The 18,004-nt window shown below is 69.2% G+C and carries 15 protein-coding genes and 1 riboswitch; of the genes, 5 read left to right on the plus strand and 10 right to left on the minus strand.

Going from position 1 to position 18,004, the window contains the following annotated elements; translation table 11 throughout:
• Positions 1 to 80 precede the first annotated feature (80 nt).
• Positions 81 to 1,304, plus strand: coding sequence for an esterase family protein (locus tag EDD90_RS17910; protein WP_123973982.1), 1,224 nt, complete (start codon positions 81 to 83; stop codon positions 1,302 to 1,304).
• On the opposite strand, the gene EDD90_RS17915 is transcribed toward EDD90_RS17910, so the two are convergent.
• From EDD90_RS17915 to EDD90_RS17960, 10 genes are all read right to left on the minus strand, one after another.
• Positions 1,213 to 1,872, minus strand: coding sequence for a trimeric intracellular cation channel family protein (locus tag EDD90_RS17915; protein WP_123973983.1), 660 nt, complete (start codon positions 1,870 to 1,872; stop codon positions 1,213 to 1,215). The two genes, EDD90_RS17910 and EDD90_RS17915, sit on opposite strands and share 92 nt — an antisense overlap.
• Before the next feature lie 47 nt (positions 1,873 to 1,919).
• Positions 1,920 to 3,311 (minus strand): M1 family metallopeptidase, encoded by a 1,392-nt coding sequence (locus EDD90_RS17920; protein ID WP_123973984.1) that lies wholly within the window; start codon positions 3,309 to 3,311, stop codon positions 1,920 to 1,922.
• Between the two features lie 100 nt (positions 3,312 to 3,411).
• A complete protein-coding gene (locus EDD90_RS17925; RefSeq protein ID WP_123973985.1) occupies positions 3,412 to 4,947 on the minus strand; it encodes a dipeptide ABC transporter ATP-binding protein in 1,536 nt (511 codons plus the stop codon).
• Positions 4,944 to 6,035 (minus strand): ABC transporter ATP-binding protein, encoded by a 1,092-nt coding sequence (locus tag EDD90_RS17930; RefSeq protein ID WP_123973986.1) that lies wholly within the window; start codon positions 6,033 to 6,035, stop codon positions 4,944 to 4,946. Before EDD90_RS17930 ends, EDD90_RS17925 begins: the two co-directional genes overlap by 4 nt.
• Entirely contained in the window at positions 6,032 to 7,039 is a 1,008-nt protein-coding gene (locus EDD90_RS17935) for an ABC transporter permease (RefSeq protein ID WP_123973987.1), read from the minus strand. The genes EDD90_RS17930 and EDD90_RS17935 overlap by 4 nt, the downstream gene beginning before the upstream one ends.
• A 72-nt stretch (positions 7,040 to 7,111) precedes the next feature.
• On the minus strand, positions 7,112 to 8,884 hold the full coding sequence (locus EDD90_RS17940; RefSeq protein ID WP_123973988.1) for an ABC transporter substrate-binding protein: 1,773 nt from the start codon (positions 8,882 to 8,884) through the stop codon (positions 7,112 to 7,114).
• Positions 8,885 to 8,921: 37 nt separating this feature from the next.
• A complete protein-coding gene (locus EDD90_RS17945) occupies positions 8,922 to 9,920 on the minus strand; it encodes an ABC transporter permease (protein ID WP_123973989.1) in 999 nt (332 codons plus the stop codon).
• A gap of 403 nt (positions 9,921 to 10,323) precedes the next feature.
• Entirely contained in the window at positions 10,324 to 11,079 is a 756-nt protein-coding gene (locus tag EDD90_RS17950; protein ID WP_185149606.1) for an enhanced serine sensitivity protein SseB C-terminal domain-containing protein, read from the minus strand.
• A gap of 200 nt (positions 11,080 to 11,279) precedes the next feature.
• Entirely contained in the window at positions 11,280 to 12,071 is a 792-nt protein-coding gene (locus EDD90_RS17955; RefSeq protein ID WP_123973991.1) for an enhanced serine sensitivity protein SseB, read from the minus strand.
• 109 nt (positions 12,072 to 12,180) lie between these two features.
• Positions 12,181 to 12,858 (minus strand): AAA family ATPase, encoded by a 678-nt coding sequence (locus EDD90_RS17960; RefSeq protein ID WP_123981340.1) that lies wholly within the window; start codon positions 12,856 to 12,858, stop codon positions 12,181 to 12,183.
• Positions 12,859 to 13,014: 156 nt separating this feature from the next.
• Positions 13,015 to 13,112: riboswitch (glycine riboswitch) on the plus strand.
• Positions 13,113 to 13,275: 163 nt separating this feature from the next.
• On the opposite strand from EDD90_RS17960, the gene gcvT reads away from it, so the two are divergent.
• The 4 genes from gcvT (at position 13,276) to EDD90_RS17980 (ending at position 17,608) form a co-directional block, all read left to right on the plus strand.
• The gene (gene gcvT / locus EDD90_RS17965; RefSeq protein ID WP_123973992.1) at positions 13,276 to 14,403 is read left to right on the plus strand and encodes a glycine cleavage system aminomethyltransferase GcvT; all 1,128 of its coding nucleotides are present in this window, start codon (positions 13,276 to 13,278) and stop codon (positions 14,401 to 14,403) included.
• 99 nt (positions 14,404 to 14,502) lie between these two features.
• Positions 14,503 to 14,880 carry a glycine cleavage system protein GcvH gene (gene gcvH / locus EDD90_RS17970; RefSeq protein WP_123973993.1) on the plus strand — a complete coding sequence of 126 codons (378 nt, stop codon included), beginning with the start codon at positions 14,503 to 14,505 and terminating at the stop codon, positions 14,878 to 14,880.
• Positions 14,881 to 14,921: 41 nt separating this feature from the next.
• Positions 14,922 to 16,184 carry a serine hydroxymethyltransferase gene (glyA, locus tag EDD90_RS17975; RefSeq protein WP_123973994.1) on the plus strand — a complete coding sequence of 421 codons (1,263 nt, stop codon included), beginning with the start codon at positions 14,922 to 14,924 and terminating at the stop codon, positions 16,182 to 16,184.
• Between the two features lie 56 nt (positions 16,185 to 16,240).
• On the plus strand, positions 16,241 to 17,608 hold the full coding sequence (locus EDD90_RS17980; protein WP_123973995.1) for an L-serine ammonia-lyase: 1,368 nt from the start codon (positions 16,241 to 16,243) through the stop codon (positions 17,606 to 17,608).
• The last annotated feature ends 396 nt before the right edge of the window (positions 17,609 to 18,004 follow it).

The raw sequence follows: 18,004 nt of genomic DNA on the forward strand, positions 1-18,004 counted from the left end.
CGAGTGAGGTTCCGGCAATATCTAAGTAAGTGCCCGGACACGTCCGTAACCCGGGGCCGGGAATTCCCCTCTATGGGGACATGAGCCTCACCGGGACTCCGTTCCTCTACACGACCATCGTGCTGTCGGTGGTCGCCCTCATACTGCCGCTCGTCCTGTGGTCGAAGATGCGGGGGCCCAAGGTCGTGCGTACGGCGGCCCGGGTCCTGATGCTGCTGTTCGCTCAGGCCACGGCGGTGACGCTGATCTTCGTACTGGTCAACAACCAGAACAACCTGTACGACAACTGGGCCGACCTCCTCGGTACCGGCAACCACGTCCAGCAGGCCGCCGACCTCGGCCGGGACGGGACCGGCGGAATAGCGCTGAAGACGCTGCCCAAGGTCAAGCAGACCTTCTCGGCGGCCGACGGACCGGGCATGCACGGGGTGCAGGTCACCCAGCTCAAGGGCCGGATCTCGGGGGTGAACGCCGAGGTCTACGTCTGGCTGCCACCCCAGTACAACGAGCCGGCGTACCGGAACCACAGATTCCCGGTGGTGGAGCTGCTCCCGGGCTACCCCGGCTCCGCCAAGGCCTGGTTCGGCTCGATGAAGGTGACCGCGCAGCTGGCGCCGCTGATGAGGAGCGGCAAGGTCGCGCCCTTCATCCTGGTCGCCCCGCGCACCAACCTGCTGGCCGGCGTGGACACCGGGTGCGCCAACATCCCGGGCACGGTCAACGCCGACAGCTGGCTGAGCATCGACGTGCCGAAGATGGTGACCGACAACTTCCGCGCCGCCCCGGCCCCCGCCGACTGGGCCACCGCCGGATACTCCGCGGGCGCGCACTGCGCGGTCAAGCTGGCGGTCGCCCACCCGGACCGCTACCGGGCCGCGATCAGCCTGTCCGGCTACAACGACCCGATCGGCGAGCGCAACTCGCTCGCCGCGCAGAACCTCACCCTGCGTCGGGCCAACAACCCCTATGTGCTGCTGAAGAAGGCGGTCACCCCGCCCCGGATCGCCCTGTACCTCTCCGGCGAGTCCGGCGACGGCTACCAGGCCGGCGTGGCGCTCGAACAGATCGCCAAGGCGCCGACCACCGTGCACGTGGTGTATCTGCCGCGCAGCGACGGCGGCCACAACATGGCGCTGTGGCGGCCCCAGGTGCCGACCGTGTTCGAGTGGCTCACGCTCAACATGGGCGAGAGCCACGCCAAGGGCCGTTCCACTACTCCTCGCGAACCGTCGAACGCCGATTCCACGCACGCGGCGCTCGCCAGTGGTACCTCATCGCGAGCAGGCGCAGTACGAAAGCGGTGACGACCGCGGCCCCGCTGGTGAACGGGGTCAGCGCGTCGTAATGGATACAGAGCACCACCGTCGTCGCCCCGACGATCGCCGGTACCGCGTACAGGTCGCGGTCCCAGCGCAGCAGCGAGGGCACCTCGTTGGCGAGCACGTCCCGGAGCACGCCACCGCCGACCGCGGTGGCGAGCCCCAGGGCCGCGGAGGCGGTCAGGTTCAGGCCGTAGGAGTACGCCTTCGTCGTACCGCTGACGGCGAACAGGCCGAGACCGGCCGCGTCGAAGACCAGGACCGCCGACTGGATCCGCTCGACGTGCGGATGCAGGAAGAACACCACCAGGGCGGCGATGAGCGGGGTGATGAAGTACCCCAGGTCCGTGAAGGCGGCCGGAGGGACCGCCCCGATGATCACGTCCCGGAAGATCCCTCCGCCCAGCGCGGTGACCTCGGCCATCACGCCGATGCCGAAGACGTCGAAGTTCTTGCGGACGGCCAGCAGGGCGCCGGAGATCGCGAAGACGAAGATGCCGATGACGTCGAGCGTGTGCTGGACGGAGGGAGAGAAGAGTTGCTGGAGCTGCACCCTGACATTGTGACGCGTCAGGGTGCATGAACCTTACAAAGCCAGGCTCACAGGGCGGGTTTCCCTGGGGTGAACAGCCAGGTCTGGAACAGGTCGTCGAGGTTCTGCCCGGAGATCTTCTCCGCGAGCCGGATGAAGTCGGCGGTGTCGGCGTTGCCGTAGCGGTGCAGCCTCGTCCAGGCGGGCAGGAGCTTGAAGAACGCCGTGTCGCCGATCCGCTCGCGCAGCATCTGCAGGGTCATCGCCCCGCGTTGGTAGACGGCCGAGGCGAACATGGTGTCGCGCTGCGGGTCGGCGACGGTGATCTGCCAGAAGGCGTTGTCGGCGGGGCGGGCGTTGTAGCCGGCCAGGAACGAGTCGTGGGCCGAGCGGGTGCCCTGGTGCTCCGCCCACAGCCACTGGGCATAGGTGGCGAAGCCCTCGTTGAGCCAGATGTCCTTCCACTGCGCGACGCTCACCGAGTCGCCGAACCACTGGTGGGCCAGCTCGTGCACGATCGTTGTCTCGTTGCGCACCGCCGAGTAGGCCGGCTTGCTCTGCACCTCCAGCGAGAACCCCGCCTCCGGCATGTCGTCGACGATCGCGCCGGTCTCCTCGAAGGGGTACGGCCCGAAGAGCTGCGACCAGTAGTCGGTGGCGGCGGCCGTCACCGCGTACACGTCGACGCTGTTGCTGCCCGCGAGGGTCGGGTCGATGGCGACGTAGATCGGGATGCCGGAGGGGGTCTTCCCGGTCTTCACGTCGAACTTCCCGATGGTGGCGGTGGCCAGGTAGGTCGCCATGGGCCTGCTCTCACGCCAGTGCGTGTACGTCGAGCCGCCCTTGTCGTACGTCGACACGAGCCGGCCGTTGGAGACCGCGGTCAGGCCCTGCGGCGCCTTGATCCGGATGTCGTAGGTCGCCTTGTCCGAGGGGTGGTCGCTGGACGGGAACCAGGTGGAGGCCGCGTTGGGCTCGCAGGCGACGAAGACGCCGTCGGGGGTCTTCATCCAGCCGTAGTCCGAGCCGAAGACGATGGGGCCGTTGAGGGGCTGGGGTATCCCGCCGTAGGTGACGGAGACGGTGAAGTCGCGGCCCCTGGCGAGCGGGTTCCTCGGCGTGATGGTCATCTCGTCGCCGGTGCGCGTGAACTCGGCTCGTCTGCCGTTCACTTCGACGCGCGTGACCTCCAGCTTCTGGAGGTCGAGGTCGAAGGAGGAGAGGTTCTGGGTGGCGCGGGCGGTGAGGGTGGTACGGCCGTCCAGACGGCCGGTGTCCGGGGCGTAGGCGACGTCGAGGTCGTAATGGCGGGCGTCGAAACCGCCGTTGCCGAGCTGCGGGAAGTAGCGGTCGCCGATGCCGTCGGCGCCCGGGGTGGGGGCGGGGGCGGCCGCGATGACGAAAGAGGCGGCTGCCGCGGTTGCGACAGCCGCCAGACGTGCCGAACGGGAGAGGCGCATGGGTCGTCCCTTTCGAGCGTGCCGGTCGGTTGACGGACACGGTCGACTCTGCGCTCTCCCGTTAAGGCATGTACATGACTTTGCCCAGTTGTGTCATGGGCTACTTGTCGGTTGACTCCTGTGACTTCTTTGACTTGGCTGTGGAGTCGGCGGAGTCGGTGGACTCGTCCGAGGCTTCGGGAGTACCGGAGGTGTCGGAGGCCTCGGCCGCCGACCCGGACTCCGCCTCCGACCCGGCGGGTTCGCCGGCCGGCTCCGTGACTTCGGCGGCCGGCTCCGCCGAGGAGTCCGCCTCCTCGGTCTCCGCCGGAGTCTCCGCCGCGGGTTCGGCCGGGGTCTCGGCCTCGTCGGCCGCGGGCTCCACCGGGGTCTCGGCCGCGGGCTCCGGGGCCTCAGCCGCATCCGCCGGGGAGTCCGGCGTCTCCGGCTCCGGCTCCGCGGCCGCCTCCGGCTTCTGTTCGGCCTCCAGCGCGGCCACCGCCGCCGACGTCTTCGCCTCCTCCTCCAGGACCGCCTCGCCCACCAGCTCCGAGGCCTCCCTGGCCGCGGTCAGCAGGACCGTGTCCTGCGGGGCCTGGTCGGCGAAGTTCTCCGGGTGGTGGCAGGCGACCCGCTGGCCCGGGCGGAGTTCGAGAAGCGCGGGCTCGGTCGTCTTGCAGATCTCCGTCGCCTTCCAGCACCGCGTGTGGAAGCGGCAGCCGGACGGCGGGGCGATCGGCGACGGGACGTCACCGCGGAGCAGGATGCGCTCGCTCTTCTGGCCCCGGCGCTTCGGGTCCGGCACCGGCACGGCCGACATCAGGGCCTTGGTGTACGGGTGCATCGGCGTCTCGTACAGCTTGGTGCTGTCGGCGAGTTCGACGATCTTGCCCAGGTACATCACCGCGACCCGGTCCGAGACATGCCGGACGACCGAGAGGTCGTGGGCGATGATCACGTACGTGAGGCCGAGCTCCTCCTGGAGGTCGTCCATGAGGTTGACGACCTGCGCCTGGATGGAGACGTCCAGGGCGGAGACGGGCTCGTCGGCGACGACCAGCTTCGGCTTGAGGGCGAGCGCGCGGGCGATGCCGATGCGCTGGCGCTGACCGCCGGAGAACTCGTGCGGGTAGCGGTTGTAGTGCTCGGGGCTGAGGCCCACCAGCGACAGGAGACGCTGGACCTCCTTCTTCACCCCGCCCTCCGGCTCCACGCCCTGCAGCCGGAACGGCGCGGAGACGATGGAGCCGATGGTGTGCCGGGGGTTCAGGGAGCCGTACGGGTCCTGGAAGATCATCTGGATGTCGCGGCGCAGCGGGCGCATCTTCGCGGTGGACAGGTGCGTGATGTCCTGGCCCTCGAAGGTGACCTTGCCGCCGGTCGGGTCCTGGAGGCGGGTGATGACCCGGCCCATGGTCGACTTGCCGCAGCCCGACTCCCCGACCACGCCCAGGGTCTCGCCCTTGCGCACCTCGAAGTCGATGCCGTCGACGGCCTTCACCGCGGCCACCTGCCGCTGCAGGATGCCCTTCTTGATCGGGAAGTGCTTCTGCAGGCCCTCGACCTTCAGCAGCACCTCCCGGTCCCCGGACGCCTTCTCGGGAGCCGACGCCTGCTGCGGGATGACCGCCTCATCGGTTTTCTTCGTGTCGCTCACAGCTTCGGCGCAATCTCTTCGGTCCAGATCCGCGTCCGGTCCTCGGCCGAGAGGTGGCAGGCGGACCAGTGACCGCCGTCGACCTGCTGCAGCTCGGGGCGGACCGTGCGGGTGACGTTCCCCTTGGGCAGGTCCGCGTACGGGCAGCGCGGGTGGAAGGCGCAGCCCGAGGGGACGTTGATGAGGCTCGGCGGCTGTCCCTTGACCGGGATGAGCCGGTCGGAGGTCTCACGGTCGATGCGCGGCATCGAGCCCAGCAGGCCCCAGGTGTAGGGGTGCTGCGGCTTCTCGAAGATCTCGTCGACCGGACCGCGTTCCACGCACCGGCCGCCGTACATCACCAGAACGTCGTCGGCGATCTCGGCCACCACACCCAGGTCGTGGGTGATCAGGACGACCGCGGAGCCGAACTCCTTCTGGAGGTCGCGGATCAGGTCGAGGATCTGCGCCTGGACGGTGACGTCGAGGGCGGTGGTCGGCTCGTCCGCGATGAGCAGCTCGGGGTTGTTGACCAGGGCCATGGCGATCATGGCGCGCTGGCGCATACCGCCGGAGAACTCGTGCGGGTAGCCGTCGATGCGCTTGGCGGGCTCGGGGATGCCGACCCGGTCGAGCATCTCGATGGCGCGAGTGCGGGCGACCTTCTTGCTGACGTTGTTGTGGACCCGGTACGCCTCGACGATCTGGTCGCCGATCTTGTAGTACGGGTGCATCGCGGACAGCGGGTCCTGGAAGATCATCGCCATCTCGCGGCCGCGCAGCCGGCGCACCTCGTCCGGGGAGGCGCTGACCAGCTCCTTGCCGCCCAGCCAGATCTCGCCGGACATCCGCACGTTCTTGCCACGGGCGCCGAGCCGGTGCAGGCCCATGATGGCCAGCGAGGTGACGGACTTGCCGGAGCCGGACTCACCGACGATGGAGAGGGTCTTGCCCTTCTCCAGGGAGAAGCTGAGCCCGTCGACCGACTTGACGATGCCGTCGTCGGTCGGGAAGTGCACCTTGAGGTCGCGGACTTCGAGGAAGGCGTCGGACGGGCTGGACGGCGTGGGCTCGCCCACGGCCGCGCCGGTCTTGGAGAGTTCGGTCACGAGAGCCTCACCCGCGGGTCGGCGGCCGCGTAGAGCAGGTCCACCAGGAGATTTGCGATCACTACGAAGAATGCGGCGAGCAGGGTCACGCCGAGGATCGGGGGCAGGTCGTTGTCGTCGATGGCCTGCACCGCGTACTGGCCGACACCGTGCAGGGAGAACACGGTCTCGGTGATCACCGCGCCGCCGAGCAGCAGACCGAGGTCCATGCCGAAGACGGTGATGATCGGGGTGAGCGCGGCGCGCAGTCCGTGCCGGACGACGACCTTGCGCTCGCGCAGGCCCTTGGCGCGGGCCGTGCGGATGTAGTCCTCGTTCATCGTCTCCAGCATGCCCGAGCGGGTGAGCCGCGCGTAGATGGCCGAATACAGGAGCGCGAGCGAGCACCAGGCGGGGATCAGGGTGTTGGCCCACTGTGCCGGGTTCTCGGTGAACGGGACGTACGTGCGGCCGAAGATCGGCCACTGGTAGGTGAAGAGCAGGATCGCCAGGTTGCCGGTGAAGAACATGGGCAGCGAGACGCCCGCGAGGGCCACACCCATGAAGGTGCGGTCGAAGAAGGAGCGCGGCTTCAGCGCGGAGACCACGCCGATCGCCACGCCGGAGACCAGCCACAGCACGGCGGCGCCGGCGGCCAGCGACAGGGTCACCGGCATCCGGGAGGTCAGCTGCGGCCAGACCGCCTGGTGGGTCTTGAAGGAGTAGCCGAAGCACGGCGCGTCGCAGTGCACCGTGGTGGGGCCCAGGTCGTAGGTGGCGCCGGAGACGATCCCCTTGATGAAGTGCCAGTACTGGACGTAGACGGGCTGGTCCAGACCGAGGTTGTGCTTGACCGCGGCGATGTCCGCCTTCGACGGGCTCTTGCCGATGTACTGCTGCGCCAACTGGTCGGCGGTCTGCCCGGCCAGCCGCGGCAGCACGAAGAAGATGGCGAAGGTGACCGCGGAGACGACCAGCAGCAGGATCACCGCTGCGAGCGTCCGACGGAGGATGTACGAGATCACGGGGATCGGCGCTGGTGCCCGCGGGCCTCTCGGCCCGCGGGCACCAATGCCTTCACCTGCCTTCCGGGGCTGCTACTTCGACGCTACGCCGATGTTGAGGTAGTCGTACTGACCGCTGAAGGCCGCCGTGGAGACCAGGTTGGTGTAGTTGGTCGGGCGGGCCAGCAGGACCTTGAAGTAGGTCAGCGGCACGAGGGCGGCGTCGTCCATGGTCTGCTTGTCGATCTGCGTGTAGATGCTGTTGCGCTCGGTGGTGTCCTGCGTACCGATCGCCTTCGCCAGCAGGTCGTTGACCGACTTGTTGTTGTACTGCGACAGATTGGTGTTACCGGACTGGCTGATCGCCTGGCCGTTCAGGATCTGCTGCAGGAAGCCGTAGCCGGACGGCCAGTCGGCGCCCCACTGCATCATGATCAGGCCGATGTTCTGCTGCTCGGTGAACTTCGGGACACCCGCGTAGTCGGTGAAGTACTTGCCCGACGGGTACTGCTTGAGGGTGGCGTTGATGCCGACCTTCTTCAGCGAGTTGATGATCGCCGTGGCGGCGTCGATCTCCGGCTGACGGTCGGAACGCGCCGAGATGTTGGTGTTGATCGCGGTCTTGCCGCAGGCCTTCAGCTGCTCCTTGGCCTTGGCGACGTCACCCTTGCTGCCGGTGGTGGCGTACTCATCGGCCTTCGAGTAGCCCGTGATGTCCGGCGGCAGCACCGTGGAGGCGACCTCACCGCGGATCGGGCCGCCCTCGGCGGTCTGCACGGAGACCTTGTCGACGGCGTACTCGACGGCCTTGCGGCACGCGACGTTGTCGAACGGCTTCACCTTGGTGTTGATCGCCATGTAGACCAGGCGGCCACCGTAGGTGTTGTCCGTGTTGGCCTTCTTGCTGGCGTCGGTGAGCACCTGGGCCTGCGTGGCGGCCTGGACACCCGAGCCGCCGAGGTCGATCGCGTCGCCGGCGAGGACGTCCTTGTCGATCGTCTCCGCGTTGACCTTCAGGTTGACGACGATCTTGTCCGGCAGCTGCTTGCGCAGCGGGTCGGTCTTCGGGTCCCAGTTCTTGTTGCGGACCAGCACGGCCTGCTTGCCGTCCTGGTAGCTCTGGAACTGGTACGAGCCCGAGGACACGATGTTCTTGACGTAGTCGACGCCGTTGTCCTTGGCCTGCGGGACCGGGGCCGTCTGCGGGGCCGAGACCAGGTAGTCGAACTCCTGGAAGGCCGTCTTCAGGTGGAAGACGATCGTGGTGTCGTCCGGGGTCTCGATGGACGCGAGGCCCTTGGCGCTCTTGTCCTTGTAGGGGCCCTTGTACTTGTCGCCGCCGACCAGGAACTGCTGGAAGTAGTTCGGGCCGAGGGAGAGCACGTCACGCGCGAAGTTCGAGCGCTCGACGGCGTACTTGACGTCCTTGGACGTGATCGGCGTGCCGTCCTGGTACTTCAGGCCCGAACGCAGCTTGTACGTCCAGGTCTTGCCGCCGTCGCTGGAGACGCCCTTGCTCGCGGCGAGGTCCGGGACCAGGGTGTTGCCCTTGGAACCGGCGGCCGGCTCGAACGTCATCAGCGGGCGGGCGTACAGCCGGCTGAAGTTGTACATGTACGCGTAGTACGTGTTACCGGGGTCGAACGAGTCCGGGACGTCGGACAGCTCGTAGGTGAGCGTCCCGCCCTTCTTGTCGGACGCGTTGACGACACCCTTGGTAGCCGCGTTGGCCGCGGCGGAGCTGCCGCCGTTGCCGTCCTTGTTGTCATCGGCCTTGCTGCACCCTGCAACCAGCAGGGTGGCGGAGCCGATGGCCGCGATCGCGGCCAGCGCTGACCTTCGCATGATGGGCGGGTTCCCCTCCATTGTCGGAAACTTTTCGGGCTCTCGGTGACAGCAGGCGTCAGCGGCTGCGCGGGTCGAGAGCGTCGCGGAGACCGTCACCGAGCAGGTTGAACGCCAGCACGGTCACGAAGATTGCAAGGCCGGGCACGATCATGTACTCGGGATCGACCTGGTAGTACGTCACCGCTTCGCGGAGCATGCCGCCCCAGGACGCCTGCGGGGGCTGGATGCCGACGCCGAGGAAGCTGAGGGACGCCTCGAAGAGGATGTTGGTCGGGATCAGCAGCGTCGAGTAGACGATGATCGGGCCGACCAGGTTGGGCATCAGCTCCCGGAACAGGATGTACGGGCCCTTGGCACCCATGCCGCGGGAGGCGTCGACGAACTCGCGCTCCCGCAGGGCGAGGGTCTGGCCGCGCACGATCCGGCCCAGGTAGGGCCAGTTGAAGAAGCCGATGACGAAGATGAGCACGCTCAGGTGCAGCGGCAGTCCGTTCAGGCCGAAGGCGCCGCCCTGCAGCGTGGCGGAGATGGCGATCGCGAACAGCAGGAGGGGGAAGGCGAGGAAGGTGTCCATCAGCCGGCTGATGACCGTGTCCACGCGGCCGCCGTAGTAACCGGCGACGACACCCATGATCGCGCCGATCACGTTGGACAGGATGGTGGAGCCGAAGGCGACCACCAGCGACACCCAGGAGCCCTCCAGGATGCGGGTGGCGATGTCCCGGCCGAACTTGGGGTCCACGCCCAGCGGGTGGCTCAGGCTCATGCCGCCCCAGCCACCGTTGGGCAGCGAGGTGTTGGCGTCGATCAGGTCCTGGTGGAAGACGTTGGGGTCGAGACCGAAGAGGGCCTGGATGGGGCGGGCGAGGATCGCGACGAGGATCAGCAGGACGACGATCACGCCGCCCGCGATGGCGACCTTGTCCTTCTTGAACCGGGTCCAGGCGATCTGCCCGAGGGAACGGCCCTCGATCTGCCCCTTGCCGGCACCCTCCAGCACAGCCTCCGGCTGTGCCTCGGCTGCCGCCCCGGTGGTCTCGATCGGTGCGGTCACGGTGAGCGACCCCTCTCGCCGGTGGTGACCGGCCTACCCCAGCCGCGGATTGCGGCTTTGTCGACTTGCTCGATCACGAGGTTTAAACCTCATGTCTGACACGCGAGTCTTCAGCGTCGTCGCGATCACCCGCCAGATCTCACGGGGAAAGTATGCGCAACCGTGATGCAGTCCGATGGATTCCGTTATCCGAACAGTGGGTAACGCCCGCCGGACGCGGGTCAATTGGGGTAGAAGGTTCAAACTGGGCGGAACGGAACGTTCCATCGTGATCTACGCGCGGAGAAATGTGTTCGTTACGTAAAACTTGTGAACCGTGTCAACTGCGGTGGCCGTAGCGCCCCGACAGAAGCGCGGGGAACCGGGCGACCGGCCCCCGCCGGCCCGCGGCCGCCGTACGACTCTAGTAACCACTCTGGGCGGGCGGATACCCGTACCCCGCCACCGGCGCCGGCGGCAACGCCGCATGCGCCTCACGGTCGTAGAACGGCCGTGCGGCCGCCCTCATCCACATCACCACCGGATCGAACTCGTCGGTCATCGCGACCGTCGACACCGGCAGCCCGTCCGGCACCACCCCGATCGACTGCTGCATCATCGCCCGCACCGAGTCGACCGCCGGCGGCGAGGCGTCGTACACGTCGAGCCCGATCGCGAGGTACGGCGCCCCGAGCGCCGGCTGCACCCAGGCCCGCCGGAGCGAGCGGACCGCAGGGGTGCGGTGGGCGTTCTGCGACAGCAGCGCGTAGAACTGCGGGACCTCGATCGCCGGGTCCGACAGCCGGAGCGGCCCCGCGGGCTGGCGGTCCAGTCCCGCCGCGATACGGCGCAGGTCCAGCCAGGGGATGCCGACGCCGCCGCCCGGGGCGTGCGGGTTGAGCCAGAGGCCGTAGCGGTCGGGGTAGAGCGTGCGGGCCACGTCGACGCCGTCGACCACCTCGTACGAGCGGTTCCAGCCGCTCGCCGACAGTTCCTGGGCCGAGGTCACACAGGGGGCGTAGCCGTGGCCGTCGACCTCCATGTTCCCGTACTGGGCGTCGGGGGAGCCGGCCTGGCCGTGCCAGAGCAGCATCCAGACCTGGCCGGAGGAGGGCGTGGCGAGGGCGCGGAGGAGTGCCTCGTAGGCGTCGTAGCGCCCGGGGGTCACCTGGCGCAGCATGTGCTCGACGCTGCCGCTGAGGCTCGCGCTCACCTGTCGTACCGCCCCTTCGAAGAGTTGCCCCGCGTGTGGTGACAGCTTAAGCGCCCAGGAGGTGGGGGCCGATTGGTCGTGCGCGAGTACGGGTTTCGCGGTGGCTGGCCGCGCCCACGCGGCAAAGCCGCACATCGGTACGGCCCCGCACCCCTTACGGGGCGACTTCAGTGACCGTATTGGTAGAAGGGACGGACGTTGTCCCGCATCCAGTGCGCCACCGGGTCGTCCGCCACGTCCAGCAGGACCAGGTTGACCGGCCACTTCACCGGCACCCGGCCCAGTGCGGCACCCAGTGCCTGCAGCGGCAGTGCCCGCAGGTCGCCCTCCCACTGGGAGAGTTCGACGCCCACGAACATCACCGGGTCGGCCGTCTCGATGGCGGCCAGGCAGCGGCGGGCCGTGGCGACCACGCCGATCGCGGCGAACTCCGCCGACGCCGCGGCCAGGAAGTCCATCGGGTCGTCCTGCCAGTCGGGCTCGAAGAGGCGGACCCGGCCGCCCGAGGCGGGGCCGTCCAGTTCGGTGCGGCGCGAGCGGCACAGCTCGGCCACCCCCTCCGGCGGCAGCGGGACGCCGACCACTCCCCCGGGGTTCACGGCGAGGCCGACCTGCGGGGGCAGACCGCGGGCGAACTCGACGGCGGGGGCGATCGTGTACGACAGGTGAGCGCCGACGACCAGCCGGAACTGCTCCTCGGAGCTGAAGACCGGCACATACACCTGGCCCTCGATCTCCGTGGTGGGCAGGTCCAGCGCACCGCTGTGCGGGCCGCCGCCCTCCGGCAGCGGGATCCACAGGAAGCTCCGGCTCAGTACCTCGATGAGCCGGGCCGCCGCCGCGGGCACGCCGAGGGAGGCCGACAGGACCTCCTCCAGTTCATTGCCGGGCCAACCGCCGTGCGGGTGGGGGTGTGCCTGTGCCGGGAAGTCCGCGGGAAATTCCGCCGGGAAGTCCATCTGCCTACCGCCTGCTGGGAACCACTGGTGAGGCTGGAAAGGCTAGCGGGTGGCGCCGACAAAACCAGCAGCCGATGCGGCCTGCCCGGCACCCGGCCCGGCCGGCCGTTCAGCGTTCGAAGCCGATTCGGTGGAGTACGTCCGCCGCGGCCCGGTCGAGCAGCACCGCCGAGCCGACGCCCTCGGGCAGTTCTCCCTTCTCCGCCGCACGCAGCAGCCGGCCGGCCGCCCTGCGGTGGCGCAGGAACGCGTACCGGGAGACGCCCCGGCCGCGCTCGCGCTGGCCGTCGAGGGCCGTGCCCGGGGTGACGTCGAGGAGGAGCAGGTGCAGGGTGCCGCCACGGCGGTGCGCCTCCCGGGCCAGCCAGTCCCGCACCCAGGCCTGCGTACCGCAGTCGTGCACCACCACGCCCTCGCCGGTGCGCAGCGCGCGGTGCAGTCCGGCGTAGTGGGCGAGCCGCACCAGCGGGCGGTAGACGGCGTACGGCAGGAAGCGGGCCAGGCGGCCGTCCCAGCGGTCACGGGTGTCCTGGGAGTCGACGCGTATGCCCTGGACGGTGCGGTGCATCAGGGTGGACTTGCCGCTGCCGGGCAGGCCGGTGACCACGACCAGGTCACGGGGGCCGAAGAGGAGACCGTGCGGGCTGTGCCCGGCGCGGTCGCGCAGGTCGCGGACGACCGGTGCGGGGAGTTCGCCGCACCGCTCGCGGGCCGGGGCCGCCGGCTGTCCGGGCAGGGCGATGCCCGTCGTGGTCGCGTATGCCGTGGTCGTCCTTGTCACCGTGATCGTCCTCCCTGGGGGTTCAGGAAAGGTTCTCCCCACTTAACGTAAAGAGAAGGTAATGCACGGTGTCTCGCGGTTCGGTCCGCTTCCCGCCACAGCCCTGTCACAAAGGCCGGGCGGGCATGCAATGATGTCCGCGCCAACTGCATACCGGCCGTTTGAATCCGCGCGGGAGAGTCCCCGGCAGTCTTCGCTGGGGCGCCGAAGGAGCAAGTCCCTCCCTTGAATCTCTCAGGCCCCGTCACCGCGCGGGCGAGGCACATCTGAAAAGCGGGCCGCCGTGTCGGCGGCCCCACCCAAGGTGCAAGCCGTGACCACTTCTGTGGTCAGGGCGAACCTCTCAGGTTCCGATGACAGATGGGGAGGAACGACCTCGCCCGTTCTGTCATGCCCTCTGGGCCCTTGGGAGACGACCGACCGATGAGCAGTACCGATTCCGCTGGACCCCGCCGTACCGCGCTCGACGCCCTGCACCGCTCGCTCGGCGCGACCATGACCGACTTCGCCGGCTGGGACATGCCCCTGCGCTACGGCTCCGAGCGCGACGAGCATGTCGCGGTACGGACCAGGGCCGGGCTCTTCGACCTCTCCCACATGGGCGAGATCACCGTGACCGGCCCGGACGCGGCCGCCCTGCTGAACCACGCCCTGGTCGGCAACATCGCCTCCGTCGGCGTGGGCCGCGCCCGCTACACCATGATCTGCCGGGCCGACGGCGGCATCCTGGACGACCTGATCGTCTACCGGCTGGCCGAGACCGAGTACCTGGTCGTCGCCAACGCCTCCAACGCCCAGGTCGTCCTCGACGCCCTGCGGGAGCGTGCCGCCGGGTTCGGCGCCGAGGTGCGGGACGACCGCGACGCGTACGCGCTGATCGCCGTCCAGGGACCGGAGTCGCCCGGGATCCTGAAGTCGCTGACCGACGCCGACCTGGACGGCCTGAAGTACTACGCCGGGCTGCCCGGCACCGTCGCCGGCGTCCCGGCGCTGATCGCGCGCACCGGCTACACCGGCGAGGACGGCTTCGAGCTGTTCGTGAAGCCGGAGCACGCGGTGGAGCTGTGGCAGGCGCTGACCGAGGCGGGCGCGCCGGTGGGCCTGGTGCCCTGCGGGCTGTCCTGCCGGGACACCCTGCGCCTGGAGGCGGGCATGCCGCTGTACGGCCACGAGCTCACCACCTCGCTCACCCCCTTCGACGCCGGGCTCGGCCGGGTGGTGAAGTTCGAGAAGGAGGGCGACTTCGTGGGGCGCGAGGCGCTCGCCGAGGCGGCGGCCCGTGCCGGGCAGAACCCGCCACGGGTGCTCGTCGGCCTGGTCGCCGAGGGGCGTCGCGTGCCGCGCGCCGGGTACCCGGTGGTGGCAGGCGGCGAGGTGATCGGCGAGGTCACCTCCGGCGCCCCCTCCCCCACGCTGGGCAGGCCGATCGCGATGGCGTACGTCGACGCGGCGCACTCGGCGCCGGGCACGGCGGGGGTCGGCGTCGACATCCGGGGCAGCCACGAGCCGTACGAGGTCGTGGCGCTGCCCTTCTACAAGCGCCAGAAGTAGCCACCTGGCGTGACCCTGCACACATCCCCGCTGATCAGGCACGTTTCCAGCACTCCCCCCCTTCACCAGCACTCCCTCGCGTACAGGAGAATTCAGGCCATGAGCAACCCCCAGCAGCTGCGTTACAGCAAGGAGCACGAGTGGCTGTCGGCCGCCGAGGACGGCGTGGCGACGGTCGGCATCACCGAGCACGCGGCCAACGCGCTCGGTGACGTCGTCTTCGTCCAGCTTCCGGAGGTCGGCGACACGGTGACCGCGGGCGAGTCCTGCGGCGAGCTGGAGTCGACCAAGTCGGTGTCCGACCTGTACTCGCCGGTCGACGGCGAGATCACCGCGGTCAACGAGGACGTCGTGGAGGACCCCTCCCTGGTCAACTCGGCCCCCTTCGAGGGCGGCTGGCTGTTCAAGGTGCGCGTCGCGGGCGAGCCGGAGGAGCTGCTCTCCGCCGACGAGTACACCGCCTTCACCGCCGGCTGAGGCGTCGTAGGAAGTCGCAGAAACAGGAGTCACGGAACCAGATGTCCCTTCTGAACACGCCCCTGCACGAGCTCGACCCGGAGGTCGCCGCCGCGGTCGACGCCGAGCTGGTGCGCCAGCAGTCCACGCTCGAGATGATCGCCTCGGAGAACTTCGCTCCGCTCGCCGTCATGGAGGCGCAGGGTTCGGTCCTCACCAACAAGTACGCCGAGGGCTACCCGGGCCGCCGCTACTACGGCGGCTGTGAGCACGTCGACGTCACCGAGCAGATCGCCATCGACCGTGTGAAGGAGCTGTTCGGCGCCGAGTACGCGAACGTGCAGCCGCACTCGGGTGCCTCCGCCAACCAGGCGGCCCTGTTCGCGCTGGCCCAGCCCGGGGACACCATCCTCGGCCTGGACCTCGCCCACGGCGGTCACCTGACCCACGGCATGCGCCTGAACTTCTCCGGCAAGCAGTTCAACGTGGTCGCCTACCACGTCGACGGCTCCGGTCTGGTTGACATGGCCGAGGTCGAGCGGCTCGCCAAGGAGCACCGGCCCAAGGTGATCATCGCGGGCTGGTCGGCGTACCCGCGGCAGCTGGACTTCGCGGAGTTCCGCCGGATCGCCGACGAGGTCGAGGCGTACCTGTGGGTCGACATGGCGCACTTCGCCGGCCTGGTGGCCGCCGGTCTGCACCCGAACCCGGTGCCGTACGCCGACGTGGTCACCTCCACCACCCACAAGACCCTCGGCGGTCCCCGCGGCGGCATCATCCTGGCCCGCCAGGACTTCGCGAAGAAGCTGAACTCGTCCGTCTTCCCGGGCTTCCAGGGCGGTCCCCTGGAGCACGTGATCGCGGCGAAGGCGGTCTCCTTCAAGGTCGCCGCCTCGGAGGACTTCAAGGAGCGGCAGCGTCGTACGGTGGACGGTGCGCGCATCCTGGCAGAGCGGCTGACGGCCGCCGACGCCCGCGAGGCCGGCGTGAACGTCCTCTCCGGCGGTACGGACGTCCACCTGGTCCTCGTCGACCTGCGCGAGTCCGAGCTGGACGGGCAGCAGGCCGAGGACCGCCTCCACGAGGTCGGCATCACGGTCAACCGCAACGCCGTCCCGAACGACCCGCGGCCGCCGATGGTCACCTCGGGGCTGCGGATCGGCACCCCGGCGCTGGCCACCCGCGGTTTCACGGCCGAGGACTTCGCGGAGGTGGCGGACGTGATCGCGGAGACCCTGAAGCCCTCGTACGACGCGGGCGCGCTGAAGGCCCGGGTCGAGGTGCTGGCCGGCAAGCACCCGCTTTACCCCGGTCTGAACAAGTAGTTCCCTGGTGAGGGCACCCGATGGCGTGTGCCCCCGCCCTTTTCCAAGGAGTCCCCGTGGCCATCTCGGTCTTCGACCTGTTCTCGATCGGCATCGGCCCGTCGAGCTCCCACACCGTCGGCCCGATGCGCGCGGCCCGTATGTTCGCCCGCCGCCTGCGCAACGAGGGCCTGCTGCCCTCCGTGGCGTCGGTACGCTCCGAGCTGTACGGCTCCCTGGGCGCGACCGGCCACGGCCACGGCACCCCGAAGGCGGTGCTGCTCGGCCTGGAGGGCGCCTCCCCGCGCACGGTCGACGTGGAGACGGCGGACGACCGTATCGAGGCGATCAAGGCGTCGAAGCGCCTTCGGCTGCTCGGCGAGCACGAGATCCCGTTCTCCTTCGACGACGACCTCAAGCTGCACCGCCGCAAGGCGCTCCCGTACCACGCGAACGGCATGACCCTCTGGGCGTACGACGCTTCCGGGGCGGAGCTCCTGTCCAAGACGTACTACTCGGTCGGCGGCGGGTTCGTCGTCGACGAGGACGCGGTCGGCGCGGACCGCATCGTGCTGGACGACACCGTCCTGAAGTACCCCTTCCGCACGGGCGACGAACTGCTGCGCCTGACGAAGGAGACGGGTCTGTCGATCTCCGCGCTGATGCTGGAGAACGAGCGGGCCTGGCGCACCGAGGAGGAGATCCGCGAGGGCCTGCTGGACATCTGGCGGGTGATGCAGGCGTGCGTCTCGCGCGGCATGTCCCGTGAGGGCATCCTGCCGGGCGGGCTCCGGGTGAAGCGCCGGGCGGCCGTGACCGCGCGCCAGCTGCGCGCCGAGGGCGATCCGCTGGCGCACGCGATGGAGTGGATCACGCTCTACGCGATGGCCGTGAACGAGGAGAACGCGGCGGGCGGCCGCGTGGTGACCGCGCCCACGAACGGCGCGGCGGGCATCATCCCCGCCGTCCTGCACTACTACATCAACTTCGTCCCGGGCGCCGACGAGGACGGAGTGGTCCGCTTCCTCCTCGCCGCCGGCGCGATCGGCATGCTCTTCAAGGAGAACGCGTCCATCTCGGGCGCCGAGGTCGGCTGCCAGGGCGAGGTCGGCTCGGCCTGCTCGATGGCGGCCGGCGCGCTGGCCGAGGTCCTGGGCGGTTCCCCGGAGCAGGTGGAGAACGCGGCCGAGATCGGCATGGAGCACAACCTCGGCCTCACCTGCGACCCGGTCGGCGGCCTGGTCCAGATCCCCTGCATCGAGCGCAACGGCATGGCCGCGGTCAAGGCGGTCACGGCGGCCCGCATGGCCATGCGCGGCGACGGCTCCCACAAGGTGTCCCTGGACAAGGTCATCAAGACGATGAAGGACACCGGCGCCGACATGAGCGTCAAGTACAAGGAGACGGCGCGGGGTGGGTTGGCTGTGAACATCATCGAGTGCTAGGGAAACGGGCCCTGATCGGCCCGTTCCTGTCTTTCGGCACTGTCGGGGCCTTCCCTGCTCACACGGCGGAAAGTCCCCGGCGAGTCTCCGGGACAGACGTGCAAGTCCCCGAAAAGTCCCCAGCGTGTCCCCGGACCGACGATGCATCCAAGGTGTGTGAGCAGGGCCTCCTCTGGGTCGCCTCCTGTCTCCTCGTGGTGCCCGCTGGTTTCCGGACAGCGAAGTCAGTCGTCGGCGTCGCGCTGCCCTGCGCCGACCGGGACCGGTGAGCAAAAGATCTTGCCGAGCCTGCTCGCGATCTGGCTGAGGATTCAGCCTCGGCGCTGGAAATGGACAGTCGAGCCGGCTCCTGTACCGCGTACTGGTGAGCGCGTCGAGGTATCGCGTACACCGGCC

It is taken from the genome of Streptomyces sp. Ag109_O5-1 (assembly GCF_003814875.1).
GTDB classification, from domain to species: domain Bacteria; phylum Actinomycetota; class Actinomycetes; order Streptomycetales; family Streptomycetaceae; genus Streptomyces; species Streptomyces sasae.